We start from the raw sequence: 14,614 nt of genomic DNA, 5'->3' as shown, positions 1-14,614 counted from the left end.
TCAGTCCACCAGATCCAGGACCGGCCGCAGCCCGTCGGGGCGTCGCGCCACCGGCAGATGGTCCACGAAGTGCACTCCGCAGCCCAGGGCCGCCGCACCGCCGTCCGCCCGCCGGTCGTCGCCGACCATCAGGACGTCCCCCGGCTCGACGCCGAGCGCCGTGCAGGCCGTCTTGAAGAGCCTGGGGTCCGGCTTCTGGACGCCGTGCTCGTACGACAGCACATACGCGTCGACGTACCGATCGAGGCCGTGCGCGCGGAAGACGGGCCGGAGGTCCCAGCCGATGTTGCTGACCACGCCCACCCCGATCCCGCGCTCGCTCAGCGTGCGCAGCACCTCGGCGGCGTCGGGGTACGGCTGCCAGGCGGCGGGGGACATGTGCCGTTCGTACAGGGCGTCGTGCAGGGCCGGGTCCGGAAGCGGGACCAGCCGCGAGAGTCCCGTGTAGGCCGCGCGGTGCAGTTCGGCGCTCTCGTCCCGCACTCCCCACACCGCGGCGACCTCGTCCGGCATCGGTATCGCGGGCGCCGCCCCGCCGGGCAGCGCACCCGCGCTCTCCAGTGCCCGCGCGGCACGCGTCGACTCGGCCTCGTCGAGGGTGAGTCCCGCCTCGTCGAGGACGGCCCGCAGCCAGGACTCGGGGGACTCGATCCGGAAGAGGGTGCCCGAGAAGTCGAAGAGGACGGCAGTCATGCGGCGATCCTAGGCGTACGTGCTCAGTGGCCGTGCGGGCCCGCCCCCGGCCCCCATCGCCGGTGGACCAGGATCGCCAGCCCCACCAGGGTCGCGCCCAGGACCCACCCGCCCAGCACGTCCGAGGGCCAGTGGACGCCCAGCCAGATGCGGGTGAGGCCCACGCCCGCGACGGACAGCACGGAGACGGCCAGGGCCGTGCCCCACAGGGCGCCGCCGACGCCTTCGCGATGCAGGAGCCACAGCAGGAGGCCGCACACGACTGTGGCCGTCAGGGCGTGTCCCGAGGGGTAGGCGGCGAAGTGCGCGGTGTCGACGGGGTCCGGCCAGACCGGGCGTTCGCGGCCGACCGCGGCCTTCAGGACCTGCTGGACCAGGGTGCCCACTGCGCAGGCGGCCACCAGCCACACGGCAGTCCAGCGGGCGTTGCGCCGCCACACCAGCCAGATCGCCGCGGCCGCGGCCAGGATGCGCATCGTCCAGGGGTCCCAGACCCAGTCGGAGAGGATCCGGAAGACATGCGTGAGCCCCGGTTCGTCCACCGCCCAGCGGTGGGTGGTGTCGGCGATGTCGCCGTCGGCGGTGAGCAGCGGGCTCCACCCGGCGACGACCAGCACGAGCAGCAGCACCGAGCACAGGGCGAGGACACCGGTGGCGCGAGCCGTGGTCCGGTGCTCCGACGGTCGGGGCGGGGAGGCGACGGACGAGGTGTGCATACCAACGATCCTCGCCGACCGGTGCGCCTTGAGGCGAATTCCCGGGGCCAGGGCGGCTCCGGGCGGCCGCGCCCAAGGTGACCGGGCGGCCGCGCCGAGAGTGACCGGGCGACCTGGCCGAAGGCGACCATGCGACCTCGTCGAAGGCGACCGGCCGGCCTCGCCGGAAGCGACCGTGCGGCCGGGCCCGAGGCGGCAGGCCCGGCGCGCCCCCGTCTCACATCGTCAGCAGCATGGTCACCATCGCGATACCCATCGACAGCCGGCACGCCCGCGCGAGCTCGGGCCGGTCGGCCCAGCCGACGGCTCCGGTGCCGGCGGTGACGGGTATCAGACGGACGCCGGACCGCAGGACGTAACCGGTGAAGTAGAGGAGCAGCAGGCCCGTCACCAGGGGCACGCCCGCGCCGGCGTGGTGTCCGGTCGAGGTCGCCATCACCACCGCCATGTAGACCATGGCCCCGGCCCCCACCAGGTGGTGCAGATGGTGGGCGCTCGTGCGGGCCGCCCACAGCGCGCGCAGCGCGGCGGCCCCGAACACGGCCGTGTAGAGCGGCCAGGCCCACGACGGCGGCGTGAACACGGCGGTCGGTACGGCCATCGCGGCCATGCCGAAACCCATCAGCGCCTCGCCGCCCGCGGTCCGGCGCTGTTCCTCGACGCCGCTGCGCATCCGCAGCAGGCAGTACGCCCCGGTCGCCGCGCAGAGTGCCACCAGCAGCCAGCCGGGCGAAGCCGGTCCGTGCACGTCCACCTCCCCCGTCGACGGTCGGTCAAGGAATGCCCGGGCCGTGCGGCGCGCAATCGAGCGCAAGGGTGTACGAGGGGAGCGTGCGACGGAGCACAACAGGTCGGAGCAGGTGCCGTATATCATTTACAGGTAAAACACCTATTAAGGTTGTGGCCATGAACGTGCGTCTTCCGCTGACCGGTGTGCTGCGCCTGGGCAGGCCCTCCGACATCTGGTTCAAGCCCGCCCTCAGCGTGGTCGTCGCGGTCGCCCCGCCCAACCTCACCCTGCTGGTCCTCGGCCGGCTCGATCTGGCGATGTACACCATGGCCGGTTCCCTGTGCGCCCTGTACGCCCACAACCGGCCCTACGCCGCCCGGGCCCGCGCCCTGGCCTGGGTGCTGCTCGGGATGGTCACCGGCCTCGGCGTCGCCCTGGTCGCCGCCTCCCTCAGCGGCAGCGCGGTCGTCCTCGTCACCGTCGGCGCCCTGGTGGCCGCCGTGCAGAAGGCCCTGTGCGACGCGACCCGGATCGGCCCGCCGGGGCACGTGATCCTCACCTTCATCAGCTCCGCAGCCCTGTTCGCCCCGCAGACCCTCGCCCAGGTCCCCGGCCACCTCGCCCTGGCCCTCGCCGCGGGCGTCTGGGCCTGGCTGATCTGCATGGCACCCGGACTGCTGCGCCCGCACGGCCCGGAGCGACGGGCCACCGCCCACGCACTGCTCGCCGCCGCGGCGTACGTGGAGAGCCGAAACGCCCACGCCGGCCGGACCGAGGCGAGCCAAGGCGCCCACTCCGGCCGGACCGAGGTGAGCGGAGGCGCCGACACCGACCTGACTCCCGAGGGCCGGACCGCCGACACCGCCCTGACTCCCGAGAGCCGGACCGCCCACACCGCCGTCCAGGCCGCCTGGCACACCCTCCTCTCGCGCGGAGCCCGCTCCGAGACCCGGCGCGCGCTCGAACGCCTCGTCGTCCGCGCCGAGATCGCCCTCGCGGCCCCCGCCGACACGGACCCGGCCCGACTGCGCGCCTGGGCCCGCGCACTGCGCGGCAACGGACCGGTGCCCAGGACGCCGTACGACGACGAACTCCTCGGCGTGGACGTCGAACTGGCCCTCCCCGCCCACCCCTTCTGGCGCGCCCTCGGACTCCTTGCCCCGATCGCCGTGCGCACCGCCCTCGGCTGCGCCCTGGCTGGATACGTCTCCCTCGCGCTCGGCGTCGGCCGTCCCTACTGGGCGCTGGTCACCGCGGCCTCCCTCTACCAGGCCAACATCACCCTCACCTGGAGCCGGGGCGTCCAGCGGGTCGTCGGCAACCTCGTCGGGGTGCTGGTGTTCGCCGCCGTGGTCCCGCTCGCGCACCTCGGGGCGGCGGCGCTCGTGCTGTGCTGCCTCGCGTTCAACTTCGGCGCCGAGGCGCTCATCGCCCGCAACTACTGGCTGGGCAGCATCTGTGTGACCCCGATGGCGCTGCTCGTCACCGAGTTCGCCGGATACCAGGAGCCGGGCCGGCTGATCACCGAGCGGCTCGTGGACACCCTCGTCGGCGCCGTGGTGGGATTCCTCGCCGCCGTCGCCGTCACCAACCGGCGGGCCGGCGACCGGGTCGAGCAGGCACTGGCCGCCGTGGAAGAGGCGCGGGAGCGCACCGCACGGCTCCTCGCGGAGCCCCGCCCGGCACCCGGCGCGCTCGATCACGCCCGGTGCGCCCTCGCCGCCGCCCTGGTGGACCTGCGCGCCGGAGTCGAGGCCGCCTCCGGCGAATGGTGGCAGCGGGCCCTGCCCCAGGAGAGGGTCGTGCAGGCCGAGCGGAACGGACACCGTACGCTCGCCGCGACGGTCCGGCACCACAGAGCGGCCGCGACGGTCCGGCACCACAGAGCGGAGGGCGCAGACGCATGACGGCACCGAACGGGCGAGCGGCGGACACGACGAGGAACGACACCGTGGCCGCCGTCGTCCGGCAGTGGCAGACCGTCCACCCGGGTCTCGACACCGGCCCCATGGAGATCATCGGCCGGGTCAACCGCTGCGCCGCCCTCCTCCAGCAGGCAGAGGACGCCCCGCTGCGCCGGGCCGGGCTCAGCCGCCCCGAGTTCGACCTGCTCGGCGCCCTGCGTCGCACCGGCCACGAACTCACCCCGGGCGACCTGGCCCGCGAGACCTTCTCCTCCGGCGCCGCCGTCACCAAACGCCTCAAGCAGCTCACCGAGCGGGGGCTGGTGGAGCGCCGGGGCGACACCCGCGACCGCCGGGTCGCCCACGTCCGGCTCACCGACGCCGGGCGCGAGCTGGTCGACGGGATCCTGCCCGAGCAACTGGCGTACGAGACGGCCGTGCTGTCCGTCCTCGCCCCCGAGGCGCGGGAGGAACTCGCCACCCGGCTCGGCGAACTGCTCGCCCGGCTGGAGGGCAGCCTCGGGGTGCTGCGGGCCTGACGGGAGGGCAGCCCCGCATCGCTGCGGGCCTGACGCCCCGGCCTGCGGTTTCGGAAGTTCTTGAACTCGTCGCCTGTTGACGCGGCCCGGTCCCGGTTCCTACGTTCGTCCAGGTCGGTGCGGATCATCGTCGGATCATCGACCGTCGTCCGGAATATCGAACGAAGGATGGTTGCCGTGACAGCCGAAGGCCCCACCCCCGACCGGCTCACCATCGACCTCGGCACCGAGACCGGCCCCTTCCACGGCGGAGCGAGCGGCACGCTCTACGGCCTCTACGGCGACGGAGTGCCCAGCCGCGTGGTGGTCGAGGGCATGTACCCGCGCACGGTGACCACCAAGGCCCAGGACGGCGCCCAGCATCCCGGCGGTGACGCCCTGGAGATCCTGCCGCCCTTCGTGGCGGCCGGCGGCAAGGACGTCTACGTCTATCTGCCCGACTTCTACCGCGGCTTCCCCTACGAGTGGCCAGGCGCCACCGGCGAGGAGCGGCTCGCCGGACACCTGGACGTGATCCGCCGCCAGGTAGAACACGTGCGGACCCTGGGGGAGTTGAGGTCGCACGTCGTGTACGTGCCGTTCAACGAGCCCGAGGGCAACATGTTCGGCGAGGGGGAGTGGAGCTACGACGGAATCTCCTGGCGGACCCGGCCCGACCAATACTTCGGCGCCTGGGAGGCCGCCTGCCGTCTCATCAGGGACCTCGACCCGGACGCGCGCATCGCCGGACCCAACACCTGCATTCTGTACCCCGAGGTCAGGGACTTCCTGGAGTTCGCGAAGTCCCGTGACGTGCTCCCCGACATCGTCACCTGGCACGAACTGTCCTCGCCCGCCGAGGTGCGCACCAACATAGCCGAGTACCGCGCTCTGGAGCAGGAGTTGGGCATCGGCCCGCTGCCCGTCAACATCAACGAGTACGCCCACAACTACCACGTCTCGGTGCCCGGCCAGATGATCCAGTGGATCGCCGCGATCGAGGAGTCCAAGGTCGACGCCGACCTCGCCTACTGGAACATCGCCGGTAATCTCAACGACTCGGCGGTGGAGGCGAACAAGGCCAACGGCCAGTGGTGGCTGTACAACGCCTACGGACAGCTGACCGGCAACACCGTCCGGGTCGTCGCCCCGTACCCCAACGTGCAGTACACCCTCCAGGGCGTCGCCACCCTCGACCGCGAGAAGCGGCAGGCCCGGGCGCTGTTCGGGGGAGCCGGCGGCGCCGCTGACCTCGTCTTCGAGCACGTGGACGAGGAGGTCTTCGGCGCCGTGGTCCACGCGCGGCTCGTGGAGATCCCCTGGACGGGCCAAGTGGGTGCCTCGGAACAGCCGTTGCGGCTGCGGGACGACGAACTCCCGGTCACGGAAGGTAGGGTGACGGTCAGTCTGACCGGTCTCGACGCCATGTCGGCCTACCAGGTGATCCTTTCGCCCGGCGGCAACGGTGCCGCGTCCCTGCCGCCGGCGGCGCGCTGGCGAGGGACGTACGAAGCCGAGGACGCGACCTGCACGGGCGGCTGCACGAGGAACGGGCCCGAGGGCTCACCGACCGCCGTCGACCGGTTCGCCACCTCCGGCGGCTACCACGTGGGCGGCCTGCGCACCGGCTCCGACGCGGTGCTCGCCTTCGACGTCGAGGTCCCGCAGGACGGCACGTACGACCTGCTGGTGTTCGCCAACTCGCACAATCTCGCGGACCTCGTGCGCGAACAGGGCCCCACCAACGTCTTCCTGCGCGTGGACGGCGAGGACCCGCGCGAACTGCGGCTGCCGCTCGGCTACAAGTGGGCGGTGTGGGGGCACACCGACACGTGGGTGCGGCTGACCGCGGGCCGGCACCGGATCACCCTCGCCGCCCGGGACCCCGACCTCGGTGTCACCCAGGGCGACGCGGTCGTCGACAAGCTGGACCTCGTCCTGCGGGACGAGGACGAAACCGCCCTGTACGACGCCGAGTTCGCGGATCTCGGCGGGGGCGCCCGGGTCAGCCACGCCCATCGAGGTGCCTCGGGGCCCGGAGTCGCCGTGCTCCCGCGCGGCGGCACCGTCACCTTCTGGGCGCACGCGGCCGACGACGGCGAGGCCTCCGTGACCGTCGACGTACTCGGGCCAGGGGAAGGGGCGTTGAGCGTCAACGGCGAGGAGATCGGAGGCGTCGAGCGCGGCGCCGTCCCGCTCTTCCTGGCCGGCGGCGTCAACAGGATCACCGTCACCGGCACCTCGGACCGCCTGATCGTGGACCGGCTGCGGATCGCCCCCTCGCGCGGACTGCTGCCCACGAGCGTGTATGCCGCCGAGGAGGGCGTCCTGACCGGGACCGCGAGGGTGGCCGGACACTCCTGCGCCCACGGCGGCAAGGCGGTCGAGGGAGTCGGCGCCGGGCCGGCCAACGCGCTCTCCTTGACGGTCACCGCGGACCACGCCGGACGCCACGTGCTGACCGTGCGCTACTCCAACGGCGAGCAGCCGCCCTCCACGCACTACAACCCGGACCCGGTCTGCCGCCACGCCGACATCTCCGTCAACGGCGGCCCCGGGCACCGGGTGCTGTTCCCCACGACCTTCCACTTCAACAACTTCTGGACGCTCGCCGTGCCTGTGACCCTGCGCCAGGGCGCCAACGCCCTCACCTTCACCGCCGACCGGCTCCCCGACCTCACGGGCGGCACCGAGGACACCTACGGCCGGCGTTCCGCGTACGCCCCCGTCATCGACCAGGTGACGGTGACACCGCTGGCCCAGGGGGAGGAGCCCGGCTGACCCGGGCTGCACCCAATCGGCTCACCCCCGCCCGGCCGTCGCCGCGAGCTTCCGCAACCGCCGCCAGTTCAGGCGCGGTTGTTCCACCGGCACCCCGGGCCGTTTCCGCGGTACCCGGACACGCAGTACCCCGGGGGCGATACGGCAGCGGACCGGGGTGGGCAGGACCAGTGCCTCGCCGTCGACGCCGACCTCGATCTCCGTCCGGTCGGCGTCGACGACCGCCTCCCGCGCGGACAGCACCACGAGCCCCTGCGGATCGGGAGCGAGCAGCAGTGCCGCGGCCTCGGCCGCGCTGTCCACCCTGACGCCGAGCACCCCGAGTCGCCCCGAGTCCAGCCGTCGGCGCCGGCCGAGGCCGGCCGGATCGCCTGTGCGATAGGCGTTGTTGCTCACCAGCACCGCCTGGGGACCTTCCAGGGTCGTGTCGCCGACCCGTGCGGTCAGACGCGGGCCCCGCTGGCGGGTGAGCAGATCGGGCAGGAGTTCCAGAGTGGTGCCGATCTTGTCGTCACGGTAGGCGGGACTCTGCACGACCGCCGCGTACGCGCCGAAGGAGGCGTTGTTGACGAACGGATGGTCCCCGGCGAAACCGAGGTCCACGTGCAGTTCGACCCCGTCGGTGAGTGCGTCCAGGCAGGTCGAGGGGTCCGTGCGGTCGAGGCCGAGGTCCATGGCGAAGTGGTTGCGGGTCCCGGCGCAGACGACGAGGAACGGCAGGTCGTGCTCGGCGGCGACGGCGGCGACCAGCGCCTGGGTGCCGTCACCGCCCGCGACGCCCAGCAGGTCCGCCCCTTCGGCCACGGCCTGCCGGGCCAGCGCGGTCACGTCCTGGTGCTCCTCCGGGTCGAGCAGCACGACCCGCGCCCCCAGCCTCTCGGCCTTCTCCTTCAGCGCGAACCGCTCGACCTTCCCGCCCCCGGAACGGGGGTTCATGATCAGGAACGGCCGCTGCACCGGCCGCGCCCGGTGCTCCTTCGTCCGCCGCGGGAGGCGCCCGGTGCTGCGCAGCGCGTACCGTCCGCTCGACACGGCCACGGTCCACAGCGCGAGGGACAGCAGGAGTGTCCAGCCCAGGGCCACCGCGAACAGCACCACGAGCAGGGTGGGCGTGACCACCGTGACCACGGCCGCCGGCCAGCGCTCCGGGCCGCGCCGGGTCAGCGTCCACCACAGCGCCGCCGCCGTGACGGCCGCGCCCGCGAGGCCGGCCGCGAGCAGCAGCACTCCGCCCCATCCGCCGTAGGCGAGCGGCAGCAGCACGGCGAGCGCCGCCGCGGTCAGCGACGCCCGGGCGGCCCATCGCTGTCTGTCCCAGGCCGCGCCGGTCAGGTCCACGCTCATCCACTCCTCCACTGCTCGACGCCCTCGGGGCCACGGCGGTCGGCGGAGCATATCCAGGCCGGAGGAACGAACGGTGTCGCGCGGGATGCGGTCAGATTCCGGGCCGGTACCGGATCGGATGGTCCGCCGGCACCTCCACCAGCACGATCGGTGTCCCGTCCGGGTCCGCCACCCACATCTCGACCAGCCCCCACGGCTCCTTCACCGGCGGCCGGACGATCTCGACGCCCTTCGCGAGCAGTTCCTGGTGCGCCGCGGCCACGTCCGGGACCTGGAGCCACAGCCGCACGTCGGCGGCGGGCGGGGCTTCGGAGCGTCCCGACAGCTCCAGGAAGCCACCGCCGAGGAAGTAGACCGTGCCCCGCTCCGGGCCCGTCCCGAACTCGCGGTACACGGCGAGGCCCAGCTGATCGCCGTAGAAGACGCGGGAACGCTCCGGATCGGTGGGGCGCAGCAGGACGCGGCCGCTCAGTACGTGCACCATGCGGGCGAGCCTAGCGGGGGCGTTACGCTCGGCCGTGCCCGAGTCGTGCCCCCGAAGTGGAGATACACCGCATGGAGACCACCGCCGGACTCACCTTCCGTGACGCCACGGACGCCGATGTGGACACCCTCGTCGCGCTGGTCGAGTCGGCCTACCGCGGGGACGAGAGCCGCGCCGGGTGGACCACCGAGGCGGACATCCTCGAGGGGCAGCGCACCGACCCCGAGGGTGTGCTCGCGGTCATCAAGTCGCCCGACAGCAGGCTGCTGACCGTGGAGCGGGACGGCCGGGTGGTCGCCTGCTGCCAGCTCGAACACCGGGGCTCCTACGCCTACTTCGGGATGTTCGCGGTCAGCCCGACGCTCCAGGGCGGCGGCCTCGGCAAGGTGGTCATCGCCCAGGCGGAGCGGCTGGCCGTCGAGACCTGGGGCGTCACCGAGATGCACATGACGGTGATCTCGGTGCGCGACGACCTCATCGCCTGGTACGAGCGGCGCGGCTACCGCCGTACGGGAAGGATGACGCCCTTCCCGTACGGCGACGAGCGCTTCGGCATCCCGCAGCGCGACGACCTCCGGTTCGAGCTGCTGGTCAAGCCGCTGGTGTGACGTTCCTGCCGTGGGTCAGGCGGTGAAGCGGCCGGTGCGCTTGATCTCGGGGTAGTCGGTCGTGGCGCCGTCCAGTTCCAGCGCGCGCACCAGGCGCAGGTGGTCCTGGGTGTTCACCACCCAGCCGATGATCTTCAGGTCCGCCTTGCGGGCCGCCTCCACGACCTCCAGGGTCAGCCGGCGGATGTTGAGGCAGACGGTCCCGGCGCCGGCCTCGACGGCGCGCTCCACGATGTCGGGGCCGAACCGGCTGCCGATCAGCGCGGTCCGTACGCCGGGCACCAGCCGGCCGATCTCGGCGATCGCCTCGTCGTGGAACGAGGACACCTCGACCCGGGAGACCAGGTCCCGCCGGAGCATCACCTCGGCCAGGGCCCGGGCCGCCGCGATGTCCTTGATCTCGGCCTGGAGCGGCGAGCGGACGGTGTCCAGCACCTCCTCGAACACCGGCACCCGTTCCCCGCGCCCGGCGTCCAGGGCGCGCAGCTCGGTGAGGGTCTTCTCGGCGATCGGGCCGGTTCCGTCGGTCGTGCGGTCCACGTGGGTGTCGTGCATGACGACGAGGGCGCCGTCCTTGCTCAGGTGCAGATCGAGTTCGATGACGTCGAGGCCGGCCTGCTGGGCGGCGACGAAGGAACGGAGGGTGTTCTCGGGCTCGGTACCCATGACTCCGCGATGACCGATGGTAAGGAAGTTCAAAGTTCAACTCGCTTCCGTCGACGGCGGCTCTGTGCAGGGCCGCAGCCTAACGGCTACGCCGTGTGATGGACCCGTGCGTACACGAGGGATCGCGGCGATCTGGGGAAAGCGGTAACTCGTACCCGCAATCGCGGTGTTCATGGCACTCGACAGGAAAAAGTTCGGTGACCATTGCGTTGCGCAGGATAACTTCCCGTGATCGCTCTTGCTGGAAGGAAGGCCGTATGTATACGGTCTCCATACGCGAGGTTCTCCCGTGGAGGATGGGACATGACGGAAATTCTTGTGCAGGCGACGACGGGGGACCGGGTTCCTCCCATGACCAGGGTGGTGGAGCACCCGGCATGGCCTGTGCTCAAGGATGCCGTGGAGCGGATCCGGCCATGGCAGTCCAAGGACGGGTCGATCGACTTCGAGGCCGAGGGCGCCCCCGCGCGCGCCGACGCCGAGGCCGCCGTTCGGCGTGTCGTCGAGGCCGTGGAAGAGCTGTCCCCGCTGCTCCCGCACGACGCCGACTACCACGCGGCCCTCGTGAAGGACCTGCGGCGCTGGGCCGAGGGCGGCTTCGCGGTGCCCGACTTCCTGGACTCGCTGCTGGCCTTCCAGCCCGCCGCGAACCGCGCGGACGGCCTCCAGCACCTGGTCGTCTTCGCGATGTACACGCAGAACGGCAACCCCGACCGCAACCTGGAGGCGGTCGTGCTGCGCATGGTCTGGCCCGAGTGGCTGGCCGAGCTGGAGCGCACCCGCTACGACAACCCGCTGTTCTGCGGCATCAAGTTCGAGGACTTCACCGCCGGGTACGACACCAACTCCGCCGTCCTCTTCCCCGAGACCATCGCCGTGCGCGAGGCGCCGGAACGATTCTCCTGGGGTGGCATCTTCTGCGACCGCGAGGCCGCCCGCTTCCGCCGCGTCACCGACGCCGCGGTCGGCATCCTCGGTCTGGAGCTGCCCGGGGACATCGCCGCGATGGTCCACGACCAGAAGCGCTGCGAGGAGGCCTTCGTGCTGTGGGACATGGTCCACGACCGCACCCACAGCCACGGCGACCTGCCCTTCGACCCGTTCATGATCAAGCAGCGCCAGCCGTTCTGGATGTACGGCCTCGAAGAGCTGCGCTGCGACCTCACCGCCTTCAAGGAGGCCGTGAAGCTCCAGGAGGACGGCGTCCCGCAGGCCCGTGACGTGCAGTACGCGGTCCTCTTCGACCGCATGTTCCGCTTCCCGGTCACCGGCGAGCGGGTGCGCAACTACGACGGCCTCGGAGGCCAGCTCCTCTTCGCCTACCTGCACAAGCACGACGTCGTCCGCTGGACCGACAACAAGCTGTTCATCGACTGGCAGCGCGCCCCGCAGGTCACCAACCAGCTGTGCGCCGAGATCGAGGACCTGTACCGGGCCGGCATCGACCGCCCGAAGCTGGTCCACTGGTTCGCCGCCTACGACCTGGTCTCCCAGTACCTCGCCCCGCACCCGGGATCCAGGTGGGCCAAGGGCCCCGACGCCCTCGACCTGTCCCAGCCGCCCCGGAAACTCGTCGATGACGTGCTTCCGGACGAGTTTCCGCTGAGCATGTTCTATGAGGCCCTCTCCAAGAAGCTCAAGAACGTGATCGCCTCCACCCGGGGCATCACGGCGGAGAGTGCCGAGCGGGTCGCCGCGTGAGCGACCGCACCACAACAGCTCAGGAGGCGAAGCGCATGGTGGGGAACGGAGCTCTCAGCGGTGCGGTGATCGCGGTGGCCGGAGCGGGCGGTCCCGCGGGCCGGGCGGCGCTGCTGCGCCTGGCCGAGGCGGGCGCGACCGTCGTCGGCGCCGACAACGACCCCGAGCGGCTCGCGGAGGCCGTGGACGCGGCACGCTACGCGTCCGGCGGCGCCACCGTCACCGGTGAGCCGGTCGACCTGCTCGACCTGGGATCCACCCAGGACTGGGCCAGGCACATCGAGAAGGACTTCGGCCGGGTCGACGGCCTGGTCCACCTCGTCGGCGGCTGGCGCGGCAGCGAGACCTTCATCAAGTCGAGCCTGGACGACTGGGACTTCCTGGAACTGCTGCTCATCCGCACCGTGCAGCACACCTCGCTGGCCTTCTACGAGGGCCTCCAGCGCAGCGAGCGCGGCCGTTACGTCCTGATCAGCGCGGCCGGCGCGACCAAACCGACCGCGGGCAACGCCTCGTACGCCGCCGCCAAGGCCGCCGCCGAGGCCTGGACACTCGCCCTCGCCGACGCCTTCCGCAAGGCCGGGGGCGCCGACGGGCCGACGTCGGCTGCTGCGATCCTGGTGGTGAAGGCGCTGGTGCACGAGGCGATGCGCGCCGAGCGGCCCAACGCGAAGTTCGCGGGCTTCACCGACGTCGAGGAGCTGGCCGAGGCCATCGTCGGCGTCTGGGAGAAGCCCGCCGCCGAAGTGAACGGAAACCGTCTGTGGCTGACCGACAAGCCGTGAACCCGACCGCTTTCACACAGGCGAGCCGCCGTCACGACCCCGAGGTCCGCGGCTTCGCCAGCGACAACTACGCCGGGGCCCACCCGGAGGTGCTCGCCGCCCTGGCCCTCGCCAACGGCGGGCACCAGGTCGCGTACGGCGAGGACGACTACACCGAGCACCTCCAGAGCATCGTCCGCAGCCACTTCGGTGCCACGGCGGAGGCCTTCCCGGTCTTCAACGGCACCGGCGCCAACGTCGTCGCGCTCCAGGCGGTCACCGACCGCTGGGGCGCGGTGATCTGCGCCGAGAGCGCGCACATCAACGTCGACGAGGGCGGCGCCCCCGAGCGGATGGGCGGCCTCAAGCTGCTCACCGTGCCGACGCCGGACGGCAAGCTCACGCCCGAGCTGATCGACCGGCAGGCGTACGGCTGGGAGGACGAGCACCGGGCGATGCCGCAGGTCGTCTCGATCACCCAGTCCACGGAGCTCGGCACCCTCTACACGCCCGACGAGATCCGCGCGATCTGCGACCACGCGCACGCGCACGGCATGAAGGTCCACCTGGACGGCTCCCGCATAGCCAACGCGGCCGCCTCCCTCGACGTCCCCATGCGGACGTTCACCAACGCGGTCGGCGTCGACATCCTCTCGCTGGGCGGCACGAAGAACGGCGCACTGTTCGGCGAGGCGGTCGTGGTGATCAACCAGGACGCGGTCTCCCACATGAAGCACCTGCGCAAGCTGTCGATGCAGCTCGCCTCCAAGATGCGGTTCGTGTCGGTGCAGTTGGAGGCCCTGCTCGCCAAGGACCTGTGGCTGCGCAACGCCCGCCACGCCAACGAGATGGCCCAGCGCCTCGCCGAGGGCGTGCGCGCGGTCCACGGCGTGGAGATCCTCTACCCGGTGCAGGCCAACGGCGTCTTCGCCCGACTCCCGCACGACGTGAGCGAGCGCCTCCAGAAGCGCTTCCGCTTCTACTTCTGGGACGAGGCCGCGGGCGACGTCCGCTGGATGTGCGCCTTCGACACGACGGAGGACGACGTGGACACGTTCGTGGCCGCGCTGAAGGAGGAGATGGCCCGCTAGGGCGGATGCCCGGGCGCTCCTGTGCTTGCATGGCGGCGTGAACGCGGAGCGCCGGGTGCGGCCGAGGACCGATGACGACGTCGAGGCGTGCGTACAGGTGCTGGAGGAGGTCCACCGCGGTGACGGCTACCCGGTGAACTGGCCTGCCCGGCCCGGCGACTGGCTGTCGCAGCCGGCCGGGCTCGGGGCCTGGGTCGCCGAACTCGACGGCCGGGTGGCCGGCCATGTCGCTCTCGCCCACAGCGCCGACGACGACATGGCCCCCGGGCTGTGGAGCGAGCGGCACGGCACGAGCCGGGAACAGGCCGCGGTCGTGGGGCGGTTGTTCGTCGCTCCGTGGGCCCGAGGACACCGGATCGGCGCCCTGCTGATGGCCCGGGTGACGGAGGAGGCGCGGCACCGCGGACTGCATCCGGTGCTCGACGTCGTCGCGTCCGACGCCGCCGCGGCGGCCCTTTACGAACGGCTGGGCTGGACGCGGCTGGCCACGGTCGAGCAGCGATGGAGCGCTTCCCAGACGGTGACCGTGCACTGCTATGCGGCTCCTGCATAAATATACCAAGAGCTGTAAATCCATTGACTCCGCAGTGATCGTTTTCCTATGCTCTGCGGGC

At 72.0% G+C, this 14,614-nt stretch carries 14 protein-coding genes; 8 read left to right on the top strand and 6 right to left on the bottom strand.

Annotated elements, in window-relative coordinates; translation table 11 throughout:
• The 3 genes from H295_RS0119865 to H295_RS0119855 form a co-directional block, all read right to left on the bottom strand.
• Positions 1–693 (bottom strand): HAD family hydrolase, encoded by a 693-nt coding sequence (locus H295_RS0119865; RefSeq protein ID WP_020137095.1) that lies wholly within the window; start codon positions 691–693, stop codon positions 1–3.
• Between the two features lie 23 nt (positions 694–716).
• Positions 717–1,409 (bottom strand): phosphatase PAP2 family protein, encoded by a 693-nt coding sequence (locus tag H295_RS0119860; protein WP_020137094.1) that lies wholly within the window; start codon positions 1,407–1,409, stop codon positions 717–719.
• A gap of 217 nt (positions 1,410–1,626) precedes the next feature.
• On the bottom strand, positions 1,627–2,157 hold the full coding sequence (locus H295_RS0119855) for a DUF5134 domain-containing protein (RefSeq protein ID WP_020137093.1): 531 nt from the start codon (positions 2,155–2,157) through the stop codon (positions 1,627–1,629).
• A 158-nt stretch (positions 2,158–2,315) separates the two neighbouring features.
• Between H295_RS0119855 and H295_RS43390 the strand changes: the two genes are divergently transcribed.
• The 3 genes from H295_RS43390 to H295_RS0119840 all read left to right on the top strand — a co-directional run bounded on the left by H295_RS43390 (position 2,316) and on the right by H295_RS0119840 (position 7,342).
• Positions 2,316–4,046, top strand: coding sequence for an FUSC family protein (locus H295_RS43390; RefSeq protein ID WP_020137092.1), 1,731 nt, complete (start codon positions 2,316–2,318; stop codon positions 4,044–4,046).
• Entirely contained in the window at positions 4,043–4,582 is a 540-nt protein-coding gene (locus tag H295_RS0119845; protein WP_020137091.1) for a MarR family winged helix-turn-helix transcriptional regulator, read from the top strand. The genes H295_RS43390 and H295_RS0119845 overlap by 4 nt, the downstream gene beginning before the upstream one ends.
• A gap of 168 nt (positions 4,583–4,750) precedes the next feature.
• Positions 4,751–7,342, top strand: a complete 2,592-nt coding sequence (locus H295_RS0119840; protein ID WP_043217649.1) for a cellulosome protein — start codon at positions 4,751–4,753, stop codon at positions 7,340–7,342.
• Between the two features lie 21 nt (positions 7,343–7,363).
• Here the strand turns inward: H295_RS0119840 and H295_RS0119835 are convergent, their stop codons facing one another.
• Complete coding sequence (locus H295_RS0119835) at positions 7,364–8,686, bottom strand: diacylglycerol/lipid kinase family protein (protein WP_020137089.1); 1,323 nt, start codon at positions 8,684–8,686, stop codon at positions 7,364–7,366.
• 91 nt (positions 8,687–8,777) lie between these two features.
• The gene (locus tag H295_RS0119830) at positions 8,778–9,170 is read right to left on the bottom strand and encodes a VOC family protein (RefSeq protein WP_020137088.1); all 393 of its coding nucleotides are present in this window, start codon (positions 9,168–9,170) and stop codon (positions 8,778–8,780) included.
• Positions 9,171–9,241: 71 nt separating this feature from the next.
• Here H295_RS0119830 and H295_RS0119825 point away from each other — a divergent pair, with 71 nt between their 5' ends.
• Entirely contained in the window at positions 9,242–9,778 is a 537-nt protein-coding gene (locus H295_RS0119825) for a GNAT family N-acetyltransferase (protein WP_020137087.1), read from the top strand.
• 15 nt (positions 9,779–9,793) lie between these two features.
• Here H295_RS0119825 and H295_RS0119820 read toward each other — a convergent pair whose 3' ends face one another.
• Positions 9,794–10,477: a glycerophosphodiester phosphodiesterase gene (locus H295_RS0119820; protein WP_028809547.1), complete on the bottom strand. Its 684-nt coding sequence runs from the start codon at positions 10,475–10,477 to the stop codon at positions 9,794–9,796.
• A 270-nt stretch (positions 10,478–10,747) separates the two neighbouring features.
• Between H295_RS0119820 and H295_RS0119815 the strand changes: the two genes are divergently transcribed.
• From H295_RS0119815 to H295_RS0119800, 4 genes are read left to right on the top strand one after another with little or no spacing between them, the layout of a single operon-like run.
• Positions 10,748–12,145 (top strand): DUF6421 family protein, encoded by a 1,398-nt coding sequence (locus H295_RS0119815; RefSeq protein ID WP_028809546.1) that lies wholly within the window; start codon positions 10,748–10,750, stop codon positions 12,143–12,145.
• 35 nt (positions 12,146–12,180) lie between these two features.
• Positions 12,181–12,930, top strand: coding sequence for an SDR family oxidoreductase (locus H295_RS0119810; RefSeq protein ID WP_020137084.1), 750 nt, complete (start codon positions 12,181–12,183; stop codon positions 12,928–12,930).
• Positions 12,927–14,000, top strand: coding sequence for a threonine aldolase family protein (locus H295_RS0119805; RefSeq protein ID WP_020137083.1), 1,074 nt, complete (start codon positions 12,927–12,929; stop codon positions 13,998–14,000). The genes H295_RS0119810 and H295_RS0119805 overlap by 4 nt, the downstream gene beginning before the upstream one ends.
• Before the next feature lie 37 nt (positions 14,001–14,037).
• Positions 14,038–14,553: a GNAT family N-acetyltransferase gene (locus tag H295_RS0119800; RefSeq protein ID WP_028809544.1), complete on the top strand. Its 516-nt coding sequence runs from the start codon at positions 14,038–14,040 to the stop codon at positions 14,551–14,553.
• Positions 14,554–14,614 lie beyond the last annotated feature (61 nt).

Origin of the sequence: Streptomyces sp. 351MFTsu5.1 (genome assembly GCF_000383655.1) — a bacterium.
Taxonomy (GTDB): Bacteria; Actinomycetota; Actinomycetes; order Streptomycetales; family Streptomycetaceae; genus Streptomyces; species Streptomyces griseorubiginosus.
This window is presented reverse-complemented; position numbering and strand designations above follow the sequence as displayed.

Bases quoted from the DNA above. Each gene is read 5' to 3' on its own strand.
- H295_RS0119835 (WP_020137089.1), bottom strand. From the start codon at position 8,686: ATGAGCGTGGACCTGACCGGCGCGGCCTGGGACAGACAGCGATGGGCC.
- H295_RS0119845 (WP_020137091.1), top strand. From the start codon at position 4,043: ATGACGGCACCGAACGGGCGAGCGGCGGACACGACGAGGAACGACACC.
- H295_RS43390 (WP_020137092.1), top strand. From the start codon at position 2,316: ATGAACGTGCGTCTTCCGCTGACCGGTGTGCTGCGCCTGGGCAGGCCC.
- H295_RS0119865 (WP_020137095.1), bottom strand. From the start codon at position 693: ATGACTGCCGTCCTCTTCGACTTCTCGGGCACCCTCTTCCGGATCGAG.
- H295_RS0119840 (WP_043217649.1), top strand. From the start codon at position 4,751: ATGGTTGCCGTGACAGCCGAAGGCCCCACCCCCGACCGGCTCACCATC.
- H295_RS0119825 (WP_020137087.1), top strand. From the start codon at position 9,242: ATGGAGACCACCGCCGGACTCACCTTCCGTGACGCCACGGACGCCGAT.
- H295_RS0119860 (WP_020137094.1), bottom strand. From the start codon at position 1,409: ATGCACACCTCGTCCGTCGCCTCCCCGCCCCGACCGTCGGAGCACCGG.
- H295_RS0119830 (WP_020137088.1), bottom strand. From the start codon at position 9,170: ATGGTGCACGTACTGAGCGGCCGCGTCCTGCTGCGCCCCACCGATCCG.
- H295_RS0119815 (WP_028809546.1), top strand. From the start codon at position 10,748: ATGACGGAAATTCTTGTGCAGGCGACGACGGGGGACCGGGTTCCTCCC.
- H295_RS0119810 (WP_020137084.1), top strand. From the start codon at position 12,181: ATGGTGGGGAACGGAGCTCTCAGCGGTGCGGTGATCGCGGTGGCCGGA.